This is a genomic window from Flavipsychrobacter stenotrophus (genome assembly GCF_002954265.1).
Classification (GTDB): domain Bacteria; phylum Bacteroidota; class Bacteroidia; order Chitinophagales; family Chitinophagaceae; genus Flavipsychrobacter; species Flavipsychrobacter stenotrophus.
Window position 1 is genome coordinate 821,406 of record NZ_PPSL01000003.1, and the last position, 20,053, is coordinate 841,458.

20 protein-coding genes are annotated in these 20,053 nt (G+C 44.7%); 8 read left to right on the forward strand and 12 right to left on the reverse strand.

The window, feature by feature from the left end; all coding sequences use genetic code 11:
- Positions 1-6: 6 nt before the first annotated feature.
- Genes CJD36_RS13470 through mraZ form a run of 5 tightly spaced genes read right to left on the reverse strand, consistent with a single transcriptional unit; the run spans position 7 to position 5,324 of the window.
- The gene (locus CJD36_RS13470; protein WP_105039700.1) at positions 7-1,473 is read right to left on the reverse strand and encodes a UDP-N-acetylmuramoyl-L-alanyl-D-glutamate--2,6-diaminopimelate ligase; all 1,467 of its coding nucleotides are present in this window, start codon (positions 1,471-1,473) and stop codon (positions 7-9) included.
- Positions 1,473-3,569: a penicillin-binding protein gene (locus CJD36_RS13475; RefSeq protein WP_105039701.1), complete on the reverse strand. Its 2,097-nt coding sequence runs from the start codon at positions 3,567-3,569 to the stop codon at positions 1,473-1,475. Before CJD36_RS13475 ends, CJD36_RS13470 begins: the two co-directional genes overlap by 1 nt.
- 39 nt (positions 3,570-3,608) lie before the next feature.
- Complete coding sequence (locus CJD36_RS13480) at positions 3,609-3,965, reverse strand: FtsL-like putative cell division protein (RefSeq protein WP_105039702.1); 357 nt, start codon at positions 3,963-3,965, stop codon at positions 3,609-3,611.
- On the reverse strand, positions 3,962-4,855 hold the full coding sequence (rsmH, locus tag CJD36_RS13485; protein ID WP_105039703.1) for a 16S rRNA (cytosine(1402)-N(4))-methyltransferase RsmH: 894 nt from the start codon (positions 4,853-4,855) through the stop codon (positions 3,962-3,964). Before rsmH ends, CJD36_RS13480 begins: the two co-directional genes overlap by 4 nt.
- Positions 4,848-5,324, reverse strand: coding sequence for a division/cell wall cluster transcriptional repressor MraZ (gene mraZ / locus CJD36_RS13490; RefSeq protein ID WP_105039704.1), 477 nt, complete (start codon positions 5,322-5,324; stop codon positions 4,848-4,850). The genes rsmH and mraZ overlap by 8 nt, the downstream gene beginning before the upstream one ends.
- Before the next feature lie 289 nt (positions 5,325-5,613).
- Between mraZ and CJD36_RS13495 the strand changes: the two genes are divergently transcribed.
- The 4 genes from CJD36_RS13495 to CJD36_RS13510 all read left to right on the forward strand — a co-directional run bounded on the left by CJD36_RS13495 (position 5,614) and on the right by CJD36_RS13510 (position 8,398).
- On the forward strand, positions 5,614-6,429 hold the full coding sequence (locus tag CJD36_RS13495) for an outer membrane protein assembly factor BamD (protein ID WP_105039705.1): 816 nt from the start codon (positions 5,614-5,616) through the stop codon (positions 6,427-6,429).
- Positions 6,416-6,742 carry a DNA-directed RNA polymerase subunit omega gene (locus CJD36_RS13500; RefSeq protein WP_105039706.1) on the forward strand — a complete coding sequence of 109 codons (327 nt, stop codon included), beginning with the start codon at positions 6,416-6,418 and terminating at the stop codon, positions 6,740-6,742. Before CJD36_RS13495 ends, CJD36_RS13500 begins: the two co-directional genes overlap by 14 nt.
- A gap of 132 nt (positions 6,743-6,874) precedes the next feature.
- On the forward strand, positions 6,875-7,573 hold the full coding sequence (locus CJD36_RS13505; protein ID WP_105039707.1) for a YjjG family noncanonical pyrimidine nucleotidase: 699 nt from the start codon (positions 6,875-6,877) through the stop codon (positions 7,571-7,573).
- Between the two features lie 138 nt (positions 7,574-7,711).
- Positions 7,712-8,398, forward strand: a complete 687-nt coding sequence (locus tag CJD36_RS13510; protein WP_105039708.1) for a protein-L-isoaspartate(D-aspartate) O-methyltransferase — start codon at positions 7,712-7,714, stop codon at positions 8,396-8,398.
- A 96-nt stretch (positions 8,399-8,494) separates the two neighbouring features.
- On the opposite strand, the gene queG is transcribed toward CJD36_RS13510, so the two are convergent.
- The 4 genes from queG to ribD form a co-directional block, all read right to left on the reverse strand.
- The gene (gene queG, locus CJD36_RS13515) at positions 8,495-9,424 is read right to left on the reverse strand and encodes a tRNA epoxyqueuosine(34) reductase QueG (protein WP_105039709.1); all 930 of its coding nucleotides are present in this window, start codon (positions 9,422-9,424) and stop codon (positions 8,495-8,497) included.
- A gap of 16 nt (positions 9,425-9,440) precedes the next feature.
- Positions 9,441-10,046 (reverse strand): IMPACT family protein, encoded by a 606-nt coding sequence (locus CJD36_RS13520; RefSeq protein WP_105039710.1) that lies wholly within the window; start codon positions 10,044-10,046, stop codon positions 9,441-9,443.
- Complete coding sequence (locus CJD36_RS13525) at positions 10,043-10,915, reverse strand: DMT family transporter (protein WP_105039711.1); 873 nt, start codon at positions 10,913-10,915, stop codon at positions 10,043-10,045. Before CJD36_RS13525 ends, CJD36_RS13520 begins: the two co-directional genes overlap by 4 nt.
- A gap of 82 nt (positions 10,916-10,997) precedes the next feature.
- On the reverse strand, positions 10,998-12,071 hold the full coding sequence (gene ribD, locus CJD36_RS13530) for a bifunctional diaminohydroxyphosphoribosylaminopyrimidine deaminase/5-amino-6-(5-phosphoribosylamino)uracil reductase RibD (RefSeq protein WP_161499312.1): 1,074 nt from the start codon (positions 12,069-12,071) through the stop codon (positions 10,998-11,000).
- 133 nt (positions 12,072-12,204) lie between these two features.
- Between ribD and CJD36_RS13535 the strand changes: the two genes are divergently transcribed.
- From CJD36_RS13535 to CJD36_RS13545, 3 genes are all read left to right on the forward strand, one after another.
- The gene (locus tag CJD36_RS13535; RefSeq protein ID WP_105039713.1) at positions 12,205-12,453 is read left to right on the forward strand and encodes a FeoA family protein; all 249 of its coding nucleotides are present in this window, start codon (positions 12,205-12,207) and stop codon (positions 12,451-12,453) included.
- Positions 12,454-12,583: 130 nt separating this feature from the next.
- Positions 12,584-13,438, forward strand: a complete 855-nt coding sequence (locus CJD36_RS13540; RefSeq protein WP_133162642.1) for a hypothetical protein — start codon at positions 12,584-12,586, stop codon at positions 13,436-13,438.
- 188 nt (positions 13,439-13,626) lie between these two features.
- The gene (locus CJD36_RS13545) at positions 13,627-14,835 is read left to right on the forward strand and encodes an NHL domain-containing protein (RefSeq protein ID WP_105039715.1); all 1,209 of its coding nucleotides are present in this window, start codon (positions 13,627-13,629) and stop codon (positions 14,833-14,835) included.
- 7 nt (positions 14,836-14,842) lie between these two features.
- On the opposite strand, the gene CJD36_RS13550 is transcribed toward CJD36_RS13545, so the two are convergent.
- Both CJD36_RS13550 and CJD36_RS13555 read right to left on the reverse strand, forming a co-directional pair.
- Complete coding sequence (locus CJD36_RS13550) at positions 14,843-16,015, reverse strand: aspartate aminotransferase family protein (protein ID WP_105039716.1); 1,173 nt, start codon at positions 16,013-16,015, stop codon at positions 14,843-14,845.
- 2 nt (positions 16,016-16,017) lie between these two features.
- Positions 16,018-17,433 (reverse strand): CCA tRNA nucleotidyltransferase, encoded by a 1,416-nt coding sequence (locus tag CJD36_RS13555; RefSeq protein WP_105039717.1) that lies wholly within the window; start codon positions 17,431-17,433, stop codon positions 16,018-16,020.
- A gap of 433 nt (positions 17,434-17,866) precedes the next feature.
- Here CJD36_RS13555 and CJD36_RS13560 point away from each other — a divergent pair, with 433 nt between their 5' ends.
- A complete protein-coding gene (locus CJD36_RS13560; protein WP_105039718.1) occupies positions 17,867-18,439 on the forward strand; it encodes a DUF4294 domain-containing protein in 573 nt (190 codons plus the stop codon).
- Between the two features lie 6 nt (positions 18,440-18,445).
- Here CJD36_RS13560 and CJD36_RS13565 read toward each other — a convergent pair whose 3' ends face one another.
- The gene (locus tag CJD36_RS13565; RefSeq protein WP_105039719.1) at positions 18,446-20,047 is read right to left on the reverse strand and encodes a hypothetical protein; all 1,602 of its coding nucleotides are present in this window, start codon (positions 20,045-20,047) and stop codon (positions 18,446-18,448) included.
- Between the last annotated feature and the right edge of the window lie 6 nt (positions 20,048-20,053).

Genomic DNA, 20,053 nt, shown 5'->3' on the forward strand with positions numbered 1-20,053 from the left:
TGCCTGTTATTTGCTTAGTGTTTCAAACGTTTGGGTTAGTTCTTCGCGGTCATCAAAATGATGTTTTACACCGCTTATCTCATGATATGTTTCGTGTCCTTTGCCTGCTATGAGAATAATATCTCCCGCCATGGCCAGTGAACATGCAACTTTTATTGCTTCGCGCCTGTCGGTAATCCTCAGGCACTTTCTTTTCATGGCTGTACTCAGCCCACTTTCCATATCATCAAGTATTGCTTCCGGGTCTTCGCTGCGCGGGTTATCGGAAGTGAGTATTGTTTTGTCGCTGTGCTCGCAAGCCGCCTCAGCCATTATAGGGCGCTTGGTCTTATCTCTGTCGCCACCGCAGCCTACTACCGTGATGAGCCTTTGCCCGTTAGTGCGCAGTTGGTTGATAGTAGCCAGTACATTGATCAATGCATCGGGCGTATGTGCGTAGTCAACTATGCCCAATACCTTGTCTACTTTAGACATGTAGGTTTCGAACCTGCCCTGTGCGCCGCGCAATGCGCTAAGCACTTCGAGGATCTGCATCTTGTCTTCGCCTAGTTGCTTTGCCGCGCCGTAAACCGCCAACAGATTATAAGCGTTAAAAATACCAATCATGCTGAAGTGCGCTTCGATACCGTCGACATTCATTACCAGGCCGGTAAGGCTGTTTTCCAGCACCTTGCCTTTTATTGATGCCGGCATACGCAGGCTGTAAGACAATTTCTCTGCTTTGGTATTCTGCAGCATTACCGTACCGCGCTTATCATCGGCATTAGTAATGGCGAATGCTTCGGCTGATAGGCCATCGAAAAATGCCTTCTTCACCCTGATGTATTCATCGAAAGTCTTGTGGTAGTCGAGGTGGTCGTGCGTAATGTTGGTAAACACGCCACCTGCAAACCTGATGCCCGCAATGCGCTGCTGATGCACTGCGTGTGAGCTTACTTCCATGAATGCATGTGTACAACCTGCATCCACCATTTGCCTGAGCAATGCATGGATGGAGATAGCATCGGGGGTAGTGTGTGTTGCCACTACTACCTGCTTGTGTATATGATTCTGTACGGTAGATAACAGACCGCACTTGTAACCCAATTTTTCAAAGAGCTGATAGAGCAGGGTAGCAGTAGTGGTTTTTCCATTAGTACCTGTAATGCCTACTATCTTCAATTCTGATGACGGAAAGCCGTAAAATGCATCGGCCATCAGTCCGGCAGCTGCAGCGCTGTCCTTCACTTTTATATAGGTAACACCTTCTGCAAGTGTAGCCGGCATTGTTTCGCAAACAATAGCTACCGCACGGTCGGTGATCGCCTTCTCAATAAAGCCATGACCATCGGACAAAGTGCCCTTGATGGCTATGAATACAAAACCTGCCGTCACTTTGCGGGAGTCAATGCAAAGGCCGTTGACTTCAATAGTCGCCGAACCCTTCACTTGTGAAGGGTCAATATTTACCAATATGTCTTTTAATGTTGGCATCAGCTTAATTGGAGTATTACGTTTTGTCCTTTATTTATTCTTGTTCCCGGTATTATAGATTGCGATTGCACTTTGCCTTTGCCCATCACCTGCACTTGTAGTCCGCATGTTTCCAGCATATACACTGCATCTTTCAATCCCATCCCCTTCAGATCCGGCATGATGTCTCTGAATAATTTTGCCGGTAGAATGGTCATTTTCTTTGATGAGTCGGTAGACATCTGCATCATCTGGTTCAGATAGTCGCCCGGTGTTGGTGCTGGCTTCTTAATGCCGTTAAGGAGAGTTCTGTAGTTACGTGCTGTGGCCATGCTTGATGTAAGCCTGCCATTGTTGGTCTTTGCGAAACTATCTAATGGGCCAGCCCATGCGCCCATGTTCTCTGAAAATATCTTGTCTGCAACCATCCTGAATACCGGTGCGGCGATAGTACCACCATAGTAAGCTGCTGAATGCGGCTTTGTGCGGATAACCACGCATATAGTATACTTCGGTGCTTCGGCCGGCATGTAGCCTACAAAAGAACCCTGGTAAACACCATCTGTGTACCTGATGCCCTTATCTGCTACCTGTGCAGTACCGGTTTTGCCGGACATTGTATAATATGGAGATTCAATTCCTTTACCTGTGCCTTCTGTCACTACGGCACGTGTGCATTTGCGCAGCTGTGCTATTGTGTTAGAGTCGCCTACCTGCTCAATCATATGCGGTGCAAATGACTTTACTTCTTTGCCGTATTCGCGGATAGAGCTAACCAGGTATGGGCGCATCATCTTACCATCGTTTGCAATAGCGTTGTACAGCATGCAGGTGTGCAGTGGTGAAATGAGTATACCATAGCCTGTTGCCATCCATGGTAGCGTGGTATTGCTCCATGTGGTCATGCCCGGCTTAGTGATCACTGTTCTGCGCTCTCCCGCCAGGTCTATACCTGTTGGCTGATCGAGATGCAGCTTGGTAAGGTGCTCAATATACTTTGACGGATTGTCTTTGTAGTGCTGGTTAGCCAGTTTTGCCATTGCCGCATTGCTCGACTCAGCGTATGCCTTCCAGATAGGCATTGCGTGCAGGCCCAGGTGAGAGTCGTTCATAGTTCTGTTGCCAAAACGAATAGCCCCACCTTCCGCATCTACAATGTCGTCCACATTGATCATCTTGTCATTCAGTAATGATAAAAGAGTAACCAGTTTGAATGTAGAACCCGGTTCTGTAGGGATCATGGCGTAGTTGAAATCCTCAAAGTAGCTGCCGTCGGTTTGTCTGCCCAGGTTGACCAACGTGCGGATCTTACCTGTTTTTACTTCCATGACAATACAAGTCCCGTAGAGGCACTCGTATTTCTGCAACAGACTCAGCAACGCATGTTCTGCAACGTCCTGGATGTTCATATCCAGTGTAGTTACTATGTCCTTGCCATTCTGCGGGTCTACTTCAGAGCCTTCGATAGGTACCCATGCACCGCCTGTTGATTTCTGAACGATGCGACGACCATTTTCTCCGGTTAGGGTGTCATTATAAGTAGCTTCAAGGCCGGTTACGTTACTGTCTCTGAAGATGCCGATAGTACGGTAAGCCAATGTTTTGTAAGGCGCTTCTCTCTTTTCCTTAGGGTCGGAGATGAAACCACCCAGTCCCTTTCCTTTGTTGAATATAGGGAAAGAGCGCAATGCTTCGTGCTGGTAGTACTTCAACTTACGACCAAGAAGATAGTACTTCTCGCCATCGTTGTAGGCGCGAACGAACTCTTCTTTATAGATCTCTGCAGATTTGTCTGCAAAGAGGTTGGCTACGCATCCGGCCAGCGTATCAATGTTCTTGGCAAAGAGGCCAGAGTCAATAACGGAGAAGTCAATGTGTACTTCGAACTCAGGAATAGAAGAGCTGAGTAGTACGCCGTCTTCATTATATATGTTTCCCCTGTCTGCCTTAAGTGTATCGAAGCGGGTGTGCATTTCTTTAGCGAGTGCACGAAGTTTAGGCCCTTCCTGAAACTGGATCATTGCGGCCTTGATGACAATAGCGATACCGAACAGGCAAATGCCTGTAAACGCCATGTACACCCTGAACCTAATGTCCTGTTTAATGCTTAAACTCATTTTTCGCTTCCCCTTAGTTCTTCTTGACTTACTACTCTTTTACTTCTTACTTATCTTATATGCCGGTAATAGAGACGGTTTTAATCCTATTGCTTCGGCATTCTTTATTACCTGTGTTTCTGTTTTCACCTGCATCAGCTGAGACTGTACGTCCATATGCTTCCAGCGCAGCTCTTTCAGTGCCTTGTATTGTTTATTCGTTTCCCGCTGTATCTCAATAGAGCGGTGACTGTTACTTATATAGAAAACGCACAAAAGCGCTATGAAACCAAAGTAGGGGATGTTATTAACGATAGCTTTATAAGATAACTTCTCCACCAGTGATCGCCAGTCACTTCTTACCCTCTGTGCAGGTGTTATATGCTCCTGCGGTATTTTTTCATCTTCGTTACTCATAATCGCTCCGCTATTCTCAGCCGTGCGCTGCGCGCCCGGTTATTTGCCTTTAGTTCTTGTTCTGTAGGTTCTATGGGCTTGTTATTGATCGGCCTCAACACCTGTTTGCTCTCCTCGTTATCGTCCCACACACCTCTTTTTATATATTGCTTTACTATCCTGTCTTCTAATGAATGGAAGGAGATCACACTTAATCTTCCTCCCGGTTTTAAACTCTGAGCCGACTGTTGTAAAAAGTCTTTCAATACACCCAGCTCATCGTTTACTTCTATTCTCAGGGCTTGGAACACCTGCGCCAGGTACTTATTGGGGTTTCCGCCTCTCATTACCGGTGCCAGCATTGCTTTCAATGCAGCTATGGTGGTTATCTTCATCGCCTTGCGGTTGTCCACTATATGCTTTGCCAGCTGCTTAGAGTTCCTTACTTCGCCATATTGCTCAAACAGTTTGTGCAACTGTGGTTCCGTATAGGTGCGCAGTATCTCTGCTGCCGTTAACTCTGAACGCTTGTCCATTCTCATGTCCAGCGGGCCATCGAACCTCAGCGAAAAACCTCTTTCTGCCGTATCGAACTGGAATGAACTCACTCCAAGATCTGCCAGTATGCCATCTACTTCGTTAATGCCGTGCAGCCTCAAAAAGCGACGCAGGTATTTGAAGTTTTCCGTCACAGGTATCAATCTGTCGTCGTCAGGCTTATTTCTCCACGCATCTTCGTCCTGGTCAAATGCTATCAATCTGCCTTCCGGCCCCAACTTTGACAATATAAGCCTGCTATGCCCACCGCCGCCGAAAGTGGCATCTACATAGGTGCCATTCTCTTTGATATCCAGTCCGTCCACCGTTTCATTTAATAGAACCGTAGTGTGGTAAAAATCAGGGTTACTCATTATCGTCTGTGTCAAATGGGTTACCGTAATCTTTTGCTACTTCTGCGGCCAACGTGCTGAATTTCGCTGCGTTTTGGCGCATGTATTCGTAGTACGTATCTTTATCCCACAGCTCTACTTTATTTCCCTGAGCTGCCATTACAATGTCCTTTTTCATACCGGCATACTCCAGTAATTGCTTGGGCAGTAACAGCCTGTCTGCGCTATCCATTTCTAATGGTGTGGCGCCGTTCATGAATAATCTCTTAAAATCTCTTACACCTGCTACCAGGTCATTCATCTTATTGATCTTCTTTGCAATAGGATTCCAGACTTCGGTTGTATACAGTGTAAGGCACTTTTCAAAACCTCTGTTGATGACAAAGTTTCCTCCATTGGTCTCCGGCAATTGCTTGCGGAAGGCCGATGGCAGTAGCATACGCCCTTTGGCGTCTATTGCTACTTCGTATTCACCGAGGAAATTTGACATTTTGAGACTATTGGTAGATTATTTACACAAAATAACAAAACTTCCCACAATTTCCCACAATTTCCCACTTACTATAATTATCCACAAAAATATATGTACCTGAAACCCTTATCTGGCAATGATTACAGACGAATAATGGCGTTACAGCGATTTGTCGATGTTGGTAACTTGTGAATATGTGTGGATAACCTGTGAAATCACCTGTTTTGCCGTTAGAAAAATCCGGTTATATCATTTAACAAATCAGATATAGTTGAAACCAACTTTTTCAATATCTTTGTCACCCTGTATGCAGCTACGCGTTAGAAAATTATTGTATTTGTTTTTGGGTGTTCTGATGTTCAGCTCGTGCGGACATTTTGAGAAGATCAGGAAAAGCAGCGATGTTAATTACAAATTGACAAAGGCAAATGAGTATTTCGATAAAAAGGAATGGACACATGCCTATGAGTTGTATAAAGACCTGATGCCCATTATGAAGAGCACCAGGAACTTTGAAGCGCTGTATTACAAGTATGCTTACACTTTGTACTACCAAAAGGCATATATAGATGCTTCTTACAACTTTAAGAACTTCACCGAATACTTCCCTACAAGCAAAGACGCTGAAGAGTGTGAATTTATGAGTGCTGTTTGTTTGTATAAGTACGCACCTAAGTATACGCTGGATCAGACCAACTCAATAAAGGCGCTGGAAGCCCTGCAGGGATATGTGAACAGGTATCCGAACTCTAAGAGAATACCTGAAGCGATGGTCTATATTGAGGCTTCGCACAAGAAACTGGAGAATAAGGAAGCAGACGCAGCCAGATTGTACTTCAATATCAGCCAGTTCAAAGCTGCCACTGTAGCTTACAGAAGTGTACTGAGGAACTATCCGGAATCGACCAACGGCGACCTGTACCAGTTCATGATCATGAAGGCCATTTATAAGTACGCAAAAGCAAGCGTTCCTGAAAAGCAGGAAGAGCGTTTTGCCAATGCCATTACCGCCTACAGAGAATTAAAAGATAATTATCCGAATTCTAAGTACCTTGCGGATGCGGAGCAATTAAATATAGAAGCAAATAATAACGTTAAAAAAATACGCGATGAGCACAAGTAAAAAATCTTTTTCTTCAGTTAATCCTTTGTTGGAAACACGCGATGTGATCGCACTTAAGGATAAGACAGGTAATCTGTACGAGTCTATTTCCATCATTGGCAGAAGGGCTAACCAGATATCTGTGAACATGAAGGAAGAGCTTCACCGCAAGTTGGATGAGTTTTCCGTACATGCTGATAACCTGGAAGAAGTACACGAGAATAAAGAGCAGATAGAAATATCACGCATTTATGAGCGTATGGCTAACGCGCCACTTCAGGCACTTACAGAATTTAACGACGACAGAATTTACCACCGTAAGAAGGTAATGTAATTTCTACATAGTATTGAGAAGGCTATTCCGGACACCCGGAATGGCTTTTTTATTTAACATACACCAAACAATATAAACAGCCGCCTGCGGTTTATATTTACAATATCGTACTTCTTTACAACTTGCCTACTTATGTCTAAACAATACAAGCATCTCTTTTTTGACCTGGATCATACTCTTTGGGATTTTGATAAGAATTCGGAAGCCACAATGAGACAGTTGTATCATGAGCTGAATCTGAAGGGAGAAGGTATTGAAGACTTTGATGAGATGTTCAAGTCTTATAATGTGCATAACGATAAGTTGTGGGATAGGTACAGGAAGGGTTTCATTAAGCGCGATGAACTGAGGTGGAAGCGTATGTGGCTGATGCTGTTGGATTTTAAAGTAACCGATACGGCGCTGGCACATGAACTGGGTGTGGCCTACCTGGAGATCTTACCTACGCAAACATTGCTGCTGCCGCATACCAAAGAGTTGCTGGAGCACTGTAAGGGAAGATATGAGATGCACCTGATCACCAATGGTTTTGAGACTACCCAGCGCCTGAAGCTGCAGTACTCTGGTATAGCCCGCTATTTCACCCACCTGATCACTTCGGAGAAGAGTAATAGCATGAAGCCGTATAAAGAGATATTTGAATATGCGCTGAAACTGGCAAATGCCGATGTGGCAGATAGTATAATGATAGGCGATGCTGTTGATATAGATATCCTCGGGGCTATAGATGCCGGCTGGGATTCTGTCTACTTTAATCCGCACGAAAAGCCACACGATAGAAAGCCGACTTACGAGATAAAGCACCTGGAAGAGTTGATGAGTATTTTTTAGAAGAGAGTCGTAAGTCGAAAGTCATAAGTCGTAAGCCGATAGGTAATTATGCTTTGTTGTATAGCACAATATTTTATTGACCGCGACGGGTTGAAATTTCTTGAAGGGAACCTTTAGTTTATTTATCTTTACGGGTAGATGTTGCACAGTAAGGAAAGAGAAGATTCATACCTACAGAAAGGACTACGGAAGCAGTTAGTACAGATATTACGCGATAAAAAGATCAATGATCAACAAGTACTGACCGACGAACGGGTGCTTGCTGCCATAGAGGCAGTGCCAAGGCATTATTTCCTTGACCCGGCCTTTGAAAGGCAGGCATATGAGAACCGTGCATTTCCTATTACAGCCGGTCAGACCATCTCTCACCCATACACAGTTGCCTACCAGACTCAGCTGCTGGAGATAAAGAAATTTGACAAGGTGTTGGAAATAGGCACAGGTAGTGCTTACCAGGCATGTGTATTGGCCGAAATGGGTGTTACATTATATACCATAGAAAGGCAAAGAGAATTGTTTGACTATGTGGAGAAGTTCTTCTTTATGAAGAAGTACTTCAACATCAAGCGGTTTTATGGCGATGGTTTTGAAGGTCTCCCAACATTTGCCCCATTCGATAAGATCATCATTACCTGCGGTGCTCCTTTCATTCCACCTAAACTGATACAGCAATTAAAGCCGGGCGGTATTATGGTGATACCTGTTGGTGATGATGGCAAGCAGAAGATGCTGCGTATTACCAAAGACGCGACAGGTAACATTCACGAAGAAGAAACCGGTGATTTTTCTTTTGTGCCTATGCTGGAAGGGAAGAACAAAAAGTAATTGCGCAATGGCTGAATGAATTGGGCAATTCGACAATTTGACAATTCGGCAATGAGAAGATCTAACAGTCTGTTGAGTTAATTATCGCACAACATGTTAACCTATTGAACTAATATTTCTTTGCATCCCTTTCCATTTGGACCGCTTCAACGGCGAGTTTTTGAATATTTTATTGAAAGCGTCTTCTGACAGTTCTTCCCACTGTCTCATTGATAGATTGAGTATCTCCGGTATCGGTGTGAAGTTGGCTTCTGTATTGGGCTTAGAAAAACGGTTCCAGGGGCAAACGTCCTGGCATATGTCGCAGCCAAACATCCAGTTTTCCATTTTGTTGTGGAACTCTGATGGGATCAATGCATCCTTTAATTCTATAGTAAGGTAAGAGATGCATTTTGTCGCATCGATCTTTGTGGGCGATACAATAGCATCGGTAGGGCAGGCATCTATGCAGCGGGTGCAGGTGCCGCAATGATCTGTGGTGAAAGGTGCATCCGTACTCAGCTCAAGGTCGGTAATGAGGGTGGCTATAAAAAAGAAGGAACCGGAGTTGCGGGTAAGTACGTTTCCATTCTTGCCTATCCAACCCAATCCGCTGCGCACGGCCCAGCTGCGCTCCAGTACCGGCGCACTATCTACAAATCCTCTGCCATCAACAGCGCCGATGTTGGTGTTGATGAAATCGAGCAGCTGATTGAGTTTCTCCCTGATCACATAATGGTAGTCGGTACCCCATGCGTACTTGGCTATTTTAGGTGCAAGGGCTTGCTGCTGTTCCGCAGGGTAATAGTTAAGCTGCAGGGTGATTACAGACTTAGCTCCGGGCACCAGTTTACGAGGGTCTATGCGCAGGTCGAAATTACGCTCCATATATTCCATGCCTGCGTTGTAACCCTTACTCAGCCATTGTTCCAACCGTACTGCATCATCTTCCAGCTGCACAGCTTTGGCTATGCCACAACTATTAAAGCCTAGCCTTGACGCTTCGTCTTTAATGAGTTTTGTGTTTTTGTCGGGAGATGAATACATTGCTGTAAAGGTAGGTCTATGATTGTGGTTTTACCGTAACCCCTCTTATCTCTTCCAGCTTAGCAACGTAGGTGGTAATTTGCGGACGAGGTATGCCTGCTTTTATGGTGCAAAATAGTTGAAGGTCTTGCTGGTAGATTGTTGCTTCACATTGTTTCAGCAGGTACAAAACTTCACCCATAGACGGATAGTCGAAGTTGAGCTCATACAAGCCTTCTATCCATTTTTCCACACGTGGTAAGTTCTCTAAAGACAATGCTGTGGCTGTTTTGTAGGCATTGATCAGTCCGGGTACACCGAGTAAAGAGCCGCCGAAATAGCGAACTACTACTACCAGTACATTGGTCAGTCCAAGGCTGTCTATCTGCCCCAGCATTGGTTTGCCTGCACTGCCCGATGGTTCGCCATCGTCAGTTGCCCGGTACTGACTGCCATCTGTGCCCAGTCGCCATGCCACACAATGATGGTTGGCCTTTGGGTGCAGCTTCTTCAGCATCTGCAGTTTATCTTTTATTTCCTGCTGTGTAAACACAGGATAGCTGAACGCCAGGAATTTACTGCCCCTATCTCTGAAGTCGCCCGTGCCAGGTGTACTTATAGTAGTGTATTTATCCGGTGTCATATCATTCCTCCCGCTGCGATCAACAATATAGCTATGATAGATAGCACCAATCCTATTATACGCTGTGCATTGGCCTTCTCCCTGAAAATGAATATTGCGGCCAGAGATGAAGCAACCAGTGTGCCTATATTCAAGACCGGTATAGTAGCTGAGCTTTGCATTACTCCGCAGTTGATAGAGCGGATAAGGAAGTAGATAGAGAAGTAATTGGGTACGCCTATGCAGATGCCGGCTACAAGGTTACGCCAGTGTAGCTGCATCTTTTTCATGAGCAGCATAATGATAACGATGATGATACCAAAACACGCAGCTACGCCAAAGCAATAGATGGTGAATGTTGCCTGCACTTCAGGCGTATCAAGGAAAGTATGCTGTGCATAGTTGACCAGGGCATCCAGTAAGCCACTGCCTATAAACAATAATAGCGGCCACATAAGACTTGGCGTTTTACCGTTTTCTTCCTTTACACGTGTAGTAAGGTATACTGCCGGTAGTGCCAATGCAATACCTATTATTTTCCAGATCCCGGCGGCTTCATGAAAGAACACAATGGCTATGGTAACGGGTATTACCAGTGATAGTTTGTTGGCAATAGTAGCAGTGGTGATACCATCTACCTTGGTGCAATAGCCAATGAGGTTGAAGATAGATATGAATGCAGCACCCATAAGGAAGGTCCACGGGAACCATTGTTGCGTAACGTGGCTTGCCTGGAAAGGCATATGACCCAGGAACAAACTGCCTGTGATAACGCACACACAGTAGTTAACTACAATGGCCTGCAGTGTGTCTATCTTATACCGAGGTAATACCTTAAATATGGCAGAGATGAGTACGTTGAGTAAAATGGTGATAACGAGATAAAGCATGTGTTGAAAAATAAAAAGTAAAAACTTAAAAGTAAAAAGCGGTTGATGTACTCGGTGAAAGGTAAAGCGATTAGCACTGTTTTTATAATTCCATCCCTTTGATGTAAGGATAAGGGCTTTGTTTGTTGACAAAGGCTTCTAAACGATCGTCACTAAGATTGGTAGAGAATGCTTTGGAGCTGTTGGTTAATTGTGGAGCTATCAATCCCGTTCCTAATTGTTTGTCTCCTGTAAATATCCTGGCTTCATCCCAAAGGCCGGCATCAATAAAGCTGTTCAGCAGCTTTGCGCCACCTTCTACTATCAGCGATGTGATCTTTTGCTGATGAAGCAGGGCTAGGAGGTCATTTAATAATTGTTCGCCAAAGGGTAACTTAATGAAGCGAACATTGCCTCTTGTTCCCTCCGTCTGTTCATTGATGATCCAGGTTTCGGCTGAGTCATCGAACAAGTGGTGTGTGGCAGGTATAGTTGCATTTTTAGAAATGGCTATCCTCAATGGTTGCTTGCCAGTCCATAACCTTGCGGTAAGTTGCGGATTGTCATTGACTGCGGTGGTAGCACCCACCATTATAGCGGCCTCTTCGGTGCGCCACTTATGTACCAATTGGTTGCTATGGCTATTCGTTATCTGGAATCTGCTCTTGTCTGCCGGGGCTATAAAGCTGTCGGTAGGTTGCGCCCATTTTAGAATGATATATGGTCTCTGCTGCTGATGGAAACAGAAAAAGCGCCGGTTTACCCACAAGCCTTCCGCTTCGCATAAACCCGTTACCACTTCTATTCCTGCGTTTTTGAGTATATCTATGCCTCGGCCGCTTACCAGTTCAAAAGGGTCTCTATTGGCTATGACCACCTTGCCCACCTTTTCCGCTACCAGCCTGGTGGCGCAGGGGGGCGTTTTGCCGGTGTGTGCACAAGGTTCCAGCGTTACGTACATGGTGCTGCCAGGTATAAGGTGTTTATCGGCTTCCGCTACATTATTCAGGCAATCTACCTCGGCATGTGCCTGACCATATACATGGTGCCAACCTTCGCCTATAATACGCCCATCGCTTACCAGCACAGCGCCTACCATGGGGTTAGGACTTGTGTATCCCTTACCTCTTTGTGCCAGTTCTATGGCCCGCTGCATGTATAGTACTTCCGGTTGCAAGGACGCGAAATTAAGAAAATACATGGGTGCAACGAAAACAAATGCTGTAAAACAGGATATTATGTGGTATTGGCATGACATAACTCATGCTGCGGAAAGGCAACAGATTTGAAATTACCTGTAACTTTGCACCATGATAGTGGAGGAGGGTAAGACAATAAGGTTGTCTCAATTGCACGCCGGAACAAAGGCGGTTATACACAGCCATGATGAAAGTGAGTTCCAGCTGACGCTTATGGAGATGGGTTGTATACCCGGTGAGCCGGTGTGGGTAGAGATGATCGCTCCCCTTGGCGACCCTATGGCCATACAGATAGCCGGCTATTATCTTAGTCTGCGCAAGCAGGATGCCGACAAGATATGGGTTACATTAAATAAATAATTATTAATAATTGCCGTGTGGTTTTGGACGTATTCATCCAAAGCACTATTTTGTATTCCGTTATATTTAGTATATTAGCGGGATTTTTAGATTTAATGCTTACAATTCAGGCAGATAATAAATGATATCTATGCACTACAGTACGATACTTAAAAGGGGAGCTTTTCTATTGGTTTTCGCCATATTCGCTATAGGCGGATGTAAGAAAACAGATTCAAATCCTCTTACTGACGATGATGACGCGGGTGGCTATGCTTCTGATGCTTCGAGGATTGAGTGGCTGAGCAATGACGCGATATCTATTGCAGATGCAGCCGGTAATTTCTACAATGGCGTATACATGAAGACTACCAATACTTTTGGTACATGCGCTATAGTGGCTATTGATACTGTTAGCACTCCTCACGTACTTACTATTCGTTTTGGTAATGAAAATTGTATGTGTCTTGATGGTAAGAACCGCAGAGGTAATATCATTGTTACTTACAATGGACAGTACACTTCACCTAACATTATTCATACTATTAAGTATGATGACTATTATGTCAACAACATCCGCCTGTCGGGTAATACCAAGGTAACACGTATAGATACTACAGTTGTTGGTAACTGGTACTACAATGTAAAGGTTGATGACACGATGACCACTACGCCTAACAAATATGTTACCTGGAAGGGTTCTTTGACCCGCAAATGGATAACCGGTTATGCTACAGGCGACAGGAATGATGATGTTTATTCTATTTCAGGTAACACTACTTTGGTAAGAGAAAATGGCCACCTGTTCACTTTCGACATCCAGACACCATTGAAATTTGCATTGGACTGCGATTTCGCTGAGTCAGGCGTTGTGAATGTTACCGGATTTAACGGTGATACCCGCGTGTTGAACTATGCATTAGGTAACAATGGCCCGGCAGGCACCTGCGACAATTTCGCTCAGCTGAATGTTGGTGTGCACGTTTACCAGCTTACTTTGTATTAATAGACTTAAAATAATATTTGGAACAGGCGGGATCTCCCGCCTGTTTTTTTATGCCTGACACCCCCAGAATTACCGTTCATGAACTTTTCCGACCGTTGGTGAACAATATTCCCTTAACTGCTAACTGCTGTAGTATTTTTATACTGTGATAGATGGAATTCATTGTGAATGAGGAAAAATAAGCGGTTATGAACAATATGCGGTTGCGTCGGATTTTGTGGGGAGTACTTTCACTGTTGCTGATAGGCACAGGTAACCAGCTGTTGGCACAACAGATCATCAATACATTTGCGGGGTCGGGTAAGGTTGGATACAACGGAGAAGGAGTGAAGGCTACTGAAGCTAAATTAGATGGCCCTGTAGCCTCGGCTACCGACAATGAGGGTAATCTGTATGAAGCAGACTACAATGGCAACAGGGTACGTAAAATAACCAAAGAAGGCATTATAATTACCATTGCAGGAACAGGGCAGCATGGCTTTACCAAAGATGGCAGGAGGGCAATTGATGCTAACCTTGGCAAACCATCGGGTATTGTAGTAGATAAAGACGGGAACGTTTACTTTTCTGAGCGTGATAATAACTGCGTTCGCAAAATTGATAAGAATGGGATATTGACTAACATAGTGGGCGATTATACAAGCGGATTCAGCGGTAATGGCTGCGAAGCGATCACCTGCCAGTTACAAGCTCCCGGAGCATTAGCTATGGATAAAGACGGCAACTTATACATTGCCGACTGCGACAATAACAGTGTAAGGAAAGTAGATGCTAAGGGATTTATCTACGCCTATGCTGGCAATGGCTTTGGCGCGGGTACGGGTACAGGTGGTTATAGTGGAGATGGGGGCAAGGCTATAGCTGCAAAATTGAACCAACCTACCAGTATTGCATTTGACAAAGACGGCAATCTATTTATATCCGATTGTTTTAACCACAGCATCCGCAAGGTAAATAAGCAAGGTATTATCAGCACAGTTGCCGGTACAGGTGTTTCGGGTTATAACGGCGAAGGCGCGGCAGCAACCAGATCACAACTAAGCTACCCATCGGCTGTCGCTGTAGACAATAAAGGAAATATTTTCATTGCCGACAATGGCAATTTCAGGATACGTAAAGTAGATACAACTGGTACTATTGCTACAATAACCGGTAATGGTACACAAGGGGCATCTGGAGATAGCGGAATAGCAGGGAATGCTATGATCGGCAAGACCACATTCCTTACGTTCGGAACCTCCGGCGAGTTATACTTCGGAGATTACCTGGAAAGTAGGATACGGGTAATAGCGGAAACAAGAGTGGATAATATAACCAATGTGCCGGCCTGTAAGGCTTCAGGTAATCATGTTTCTGCGGGGTCAACGTCTGCCTCTGTGGGAGGAAGTGTACAGTAACTGCTGTCTACAAACAAGAAAGTAATATGGCACAAGCCTTTTCTATTTCCTCTTCAGTAATGGTAAGTGGTGGTGCTATTCGGATACATCCCGGTGCAAACAGGAACCAATCGGAGAATAGCCCCTTGTCCAGGCAGCGATGTAATGTTTCCTGAACATGCTCAGCATTATCCAGATCAACAGCCATAAGTAAGCCAGCGCTTCTCACCTCTTTTATAGCCGGGTGTTTCAGTAGGGCAAGAAATAGCTGCTCTTTATTAGCTACCTGCTCCACAATATGTTCATCATCGAGTGCCTGCAAGCTGGCCATACCTGCGGCGCAACATACCGGATGTCCGCCAAAGGTGCTGATATGTCCCAGCACAGGATCTGCGCTCAGTGATGTCATGATCTGGTTAGAAGAAATGAATGCACCCAACGGCATTCCACCACCCAGTGCCTTACCCAGCAAAACAATATCAGGTATTACATTGTAGTGTTCAAAACCCCATAACTTACCTGTGCGGCCAAACCCGCATTGTATCTCATCAAATATCAGGAGTGCCCCCATCTCGGTGCACTTTGTACGCAATCTTTGCAGCCAGTTGTCTTTTGGTGTAATTACGCCGGCTTCGGCTTGTATGGTCTCCACTATCACGCACGATGTTTGTTCGTTGATAGCATTTATCAGTTTATCAGCATTATAATCATAGTGCCATACTCCAGGTAACAATGGGCGAAATGCATTGCGCCAGTATTCATCGCCCATTACGCTGAGTGCGCCTATGGTATGGCCATGGTAGCTATTGTTGCAGCAGATAACATCAGTGCGACCGGTATATCTTCTGGCAAGTTTCAGCGCACCGTCAGTAGCCTCTGATCCTGAATTGGTGAAGTATACACAATCAAGATTGGCAGGAAGGTGAGCGGCCAGCGCCTGTGCATATTTTACCTGCGGGCTCTGCACGAGTTCTCCATACACCATTATATGCAGGTACTGCTGCGATTGATCTTGTATTGCTTTCACTACGGCCGGGTGACAGTGGCCAATATTACATACGCTGATGCCGCCAATAATATCGAGGTATGCCTTGCCATCAACACCATACAGGTAATTGCCTGATGCTGACGTGATCTCCAGACCTACCGGTGCCGGTGATGTTGGTGCAAGGTGCTGCTGAAATAATTGACGGTTGTTCATTACTATGCGGGTATTATTTTTAATTCTCTGGCTTTATTTATCAACAGTTCGTGGGCTGCTTCGTAGGTATTGGGGATCACGCCATCTAATATGGCCTCTCTTATCGTTGTCTTGAGTATGCCTACTTCGCGCGATGGTGTAAGATCAAACAGGGCCATGATCTCATCTCCGGATATAGGTGGCTGCCAGTTTCTTACTTTATCACTTTCTTCAACTGCTATGAGCCTTTCTTTCACCAGCTCAAAGTTGGCGAGGTAGCGTTTTACTTTCGCCTGGTTTTTAGAAGTGATATCACTTTCGCATAAGATCATCAGATCTTCCAGGTCTTCACCGGCATCAAACAGCAACCTGCGCATGGCAGAGTCTGTAATGTCTTCTTTGGTAAGGCTTATAGGGCGAAGATGTAATGCTACCAGTTTGGCTACATACTTCATCTTTTCATTCAACGGCAATTTCAGCTGCTTGAATATCTTGGGTGTCATACGCTCACCTACCACCTCGTGGCCGTGAAATGTCCAGCCGTGGCCTTCTTCAAATCGCTTGGTGGCAGGCTTCCCTATGTCGTGCAGCAGGGCAGCCCAGCGCAACCACAGGTCGTCGCTTTTTGCCGCTGTATTATCAATTACCTGCAGGGTGTGGTAAAAATTATCCTTATGTCCCTTACCTTCTATTATCTCTACACCCGATAGTGCTACCATCTGTGGAAAGAAATGCTGGAGCAATCCGCTTCTGTATAACAGGTCAAGTCCAATAGAGGGCTTGGGAGCTGCCATTATCTTATTCAGTTCGTCGGTAATTCTTTCCTGCGATATGATCTTGATCCTTTCCGCATTGCGGGAAATGGATATGAACGCCTCAGGGAGAATGTCAAAGTTGAGCTGTGTGGCAAAACGTATGGCACGCATCATGCGCAGCGGATCATCAGAGAAAGTTACGTCCGGACCCAATGGCGTCCTGATCAGTTTATTCTTCAGGTCTTCGAGTCCATTGAAAGGATCGGTCAGTTTCCCGTAATCTTCTGCGTTAAGGCTTATGGCCATCGCATTGATGGTGAAGTCGCGCCTTAGCTGGTCGTCCTCTATAGTTCCGGCTTCTACATCCGGCTTTCTCGATTCTGCCCTGTAAGATTCTTTGCGTGCCCCTACAAACTCCACATCAAAATCGTGATACCTGAAATGGGCTGTTCCGAAATTCTTAAAGAAGTTGACCTGCGGCCTGGGGTGCAGCAGATCCGCAACAGCATGTGCCAATGCAATTCCATCTCCTGTACATACAATATCTGCGTCCTTAGTCGGTCTGCCCAATAGTTTATCGCGCACGAAGCCCCCTATAAGGTAGCAACTGATGTTCATTCCTGTTGCTGCCTTACTCACCGTATCAAAGATGCTTTGTTCTTCGGCAGTGCAAACAATTTCCATATGGCAGCAAAGCTATGATACACATGGCAGATATAGAAGACGTGGCAATTGTTTAGCTAAGATTATTTGTGGGGGAAAACCCTGAATATGGGGAAGGGTATGGCGTAGGGGCAAAAAAAATAAGACCTCAGAGAACTGAAGTCTTATTTACACCTTATGAAAAATATACCCGATATAAATTTCGGTAAAAATTTTGAAATAAAAAACAAATATTTATTATTTTTTGGTAAAAGATTTTAGGGCAGGCATAAAAAAAATAAGACTCCAGAGAACTGAAGCCTTATTTACACCTTATGAAAAATATACCCGTTATAAATGTCGAACTATTTTTTGAAATACCAAGCGTTTATTTGTTAATTTTTATTTTTCCTAAAAATAATGTTAAAGAGACAATTGATGGATATTTAGGTACGCATATTGCATTACAGATTGTATGAAAAGGCTAATAGTATTGATAATGAGTGTGTTAGGTTTTAGTTATGGTGATTTGTACGCACAATCGTCATCGCCGGTAGATACATTGTACGCAGGCCAGTTGCAGGAGGTGAGTATAAAGAGCAGGTGGACCAATGACACGGAAAGGTATCACTACAACCAAAAGAAGTTTTATGTAAAGACAGTTTTGCCTTATGTCAATGCAGCAACTGCTTTATTTAAAGAGATCAACGCGAAGGAAGAAGATCCGGCAGTATCCCGCCATGAGCTGAAAAAGTTTATTGCGGAAAAGCAGAGCGAGATGAAGAACCAGTTTGAGGATAAGGTAAAATCTCTGAATGTGACACAGGGTGCGTTGTTAGTTAAACTGATAGCCAGGCAGACCAACCTGAATATTTATAAGATCGTAGGTGATGTTAAGAATCCACTTACAGCAGTAAAGTGGCAGTCGTGGGCATTGGTAAATGGTATGAACCTCAACAGGAAGTATCATCCCGAAGAAGAGGTTGACCTGGAGAATATTATGTACGAACTGGGGTATCCGTTGCCGCAGAGTTATGCCACTAATTAATTGCTGCTACTTATTCCTTTCATAGAGCACCGTCCGTTTAGAAGGGCTGGTGTAGACTTCGTGATACATTCTTTTCATCTGGCTATCCAGTTCGCTGTAGCGCTTATTTTGTAAGGCTTTTGCGTCATAGCACCAGGTTACTATGTAGTCAATAGGTATGTGAGATACGTTTACATAGGCTTCTATGTCTGCACCTGGTGGCTGGCCTTCAATGCCATTATCTTTAGAAAGGTGGGCGTAAGGATTGACCTTGTATTTCCATTGCAGTGGGAAGTAGCCTGCATTTGCTTCATAGTTATCGAGCAGTATCAATGGCTTTTCGCAACCGGCATAGTGCAGTGCATGTGTGAACAGGTAGTTGCGATCGGCGATTGTTTTATTATTTCTGTCCTTGCCTTCGGGTGCAAAATCCAGCGGTAGTACCAGTGAATAAGGCCTGATGTGTGCAGCAACAGAGTTGTAATCTTCAGCGGCATCAGAGGCCTTATTCATATAGTTCATACGTACCATTGTAAGGCCAGCAAAACAAAAGAAGAGTATAAGTCCACCCGCATTCTTTATTTGCTGAGGGAGCGTGTAAGCGATACATATGCCCGCCAGAATGAGAATGAAAAGTTGTGCCCGCATGCTGATGAGGATATCCCGTTGCATAAAATTCTCCGGAAAGAACAGGTAGATGAAAAGGATGAAGATGAGGCTGTAGAAGAAGCCGTCATACTTGTTCACCGCTATTTTATCCTTTATCCTGAAGACAACTGCTGTGATCAGCAATGCCGCCAGCGTCATGCCGCACAATGCTGTAAGAAACGATTCATTTTCCACTGCATTGATACCGTACTTGAATTGTACTAATTCTACCAGCCTGTAAAAGTGGTGATGCAGTGTAATGTGCGTGCCACCTTCATTTTCGGTGAACCGGATCATCAGCGCAACAAATGGGGCAGTGAGTATGCCCAGTGTTATCGTATTCTGTATGAAATAGTTGAGCGATGATTGTTTCAAGCCTTGCTCACGCGTTAGAGAGTAAGATACGATAAGGCCGAAGCAGGTGGCAACAGCAAAGACGAACGGCAATAGCTGCGTAAAGAAGGAGAGGCCTGCAAAAAGAAAGAAGACCAGCGTATTGAGGGTATTCTTTTTGTCTATGAATCTCATCCAGCTCCACACCATCCAGAACCATAGGGCCGTGCTGAATGAAAAGTTGTAGAAGCCTTTGGCCAAAGTATGGTGGAACACAAACAGGAAGATAACCGTGATCCAGTAAGAACTGGAACCACTCACCTTTTTTATGAGCAGATAGAAGCCGCCAACCACCAATCCTGCATACAGCGTAAGGAACAGCTTTTCAGCAACCGGCCCATTGGTAAAATACATGGGTATGCCCAGCAGTATGTTAGATAGCCAATTGGGATTGGGGTTGTAGTTGATAACGTAAAACCTACTGTAGAATGCCACATCAGTGCCGTGCCACATATCATGCAGTACTTTTGCATTATATAAGTGGCAAGGCCCATCTCCTGTAAGATAATAGTGTGGCCACCATATCTGCGCAAGGCACATGGCAATCCCCGCTATCATCAGCGCATACAGTAGTTTTATCCTTGGCATTTTAAT

Coding starts and splice junctions, on each gene's coding strand:
- CJD36_RS13470 (WP_105039700.1), bottom strand. CDS start 1,473: ATGCCAACATTAAAAGACATATTGGTAAATATTGACCCTTCACAAGTG.
- CJD36_RS13475 (WP_105039701.1), bottom strand. CDS start 3,569: ATGAGTTTAAGCATTAAACAGGACATTAGGTTCAGGGTGTACATGGCG.
- CJD36_RS13480 (WP_105039702.1), bottom strand. CDS start 3,965: ATGAGTAACGAAGATGAAAAAATACCGCAGGAGCATATAACACCTGCA.
- rsmH (WP_105039703.1), bottom strand. CDS start 4,855: ATGAGTAACCCTGATTTTTACCACACTACGGTTCTATTAAATGAAACG.
- mraZ (WP_105039704.1), bottom strand. CDS start 5,324: ATGTCAAATTTCCTCGGTGAATACGAAGTAGCAATAGACGCCAAAGGG.
- CJD36_RS13495 (WP_105039705.1), top strand. CDS start 5,614: ATGCAGCTACGCGTTAGAAAATTATTGTATTTGTTTTTGGGTGTTCTG.
- CJD36_RS13500 (WP_105039706.1), top strand. CDS start 6,416: ATGAGCACAAGTAAAAAATCTTTTTCTTCAGTTAATCCTTTGTTGGAA.
- CJD36_RS13505 (WP_105039707.1), top strand. CDS start 6,875: ATGTCTAAACAATACAAGCATCTCTTTTTTGACCTGGATCATACTCTT.
- CJD36_RS13510 (WP_105039708.1), top strand. CDS start 7,712: ATGTTGCACAGTAAGGAAAGAGAAGATTCATACCTACAGAAAGGACTA.
- queG (WP_105039709.1), bottom strand. CDS start 9,424: ATGTATTCATCTCCCGACAAAAACACAAAACTCATTAAAGACGAAGCG.
- CJD36_RS13520 (WP_105039710.1), bottom strand. CDS start 10,046: ATGACACCGGATAAATACACTACTATAAGTACACCTGGCACGGGCGAC.
- CJD36_RS13525 (WP_105039711.1), bottom strand. CDS start 10,915: ATGCTTTATCTCGTTATCACCATTTTACTCAACGTACTCATCTCTGCC.
- CJD36_RS13535 (WP_105039713.1), top strand. CDS start 12,205: ATGATAGTGGAGGAGGGTAAGACAATAAGGTTGTCTCAATTGCACGCC.
- CJD36_RS13540 (WP_133162642.1), top strand. CDS start 12,584: ATGCACTACAGTACGATACTTAAAAGGGGAGCTTTTCTATTGGTTTTC.
- CJD36_RS13545 (WP_105039715.1), top strand. CDS start 13,627: ATGAACAATATGCGGTTGCGTCGGATTTTGTGGGGAGTACTTTCACTG.
- CJD36_RS13550 (WP_105039716.1), bottom strand. CDS start 16,015: ATGAACAACCGTCAATTATTTCAGCAGCACCTTGCACCAACATCACCG.
- CJD36_RS13555 (WP_105039717.1), bottom strand. CDS start 17,433: ATGGAAATTGTTTGCACTGCCGAAGAACAAAGCATCTTTGATACGGTG.
- CJD36_RS13560 (WP_105039718.1), top strand. CDS start 17,867: ATGAAAAGGCTAATAGTATTGATAATGAGTGTGTTAGGTTTTAGTTAT.
- CJD36_RS13565 (WP_105039719.1), bottom strand. CDS start 20,047: ATGCCAAGGATAAAACTACTGTATGCGCTGATGATAGCGGGGATTGCC.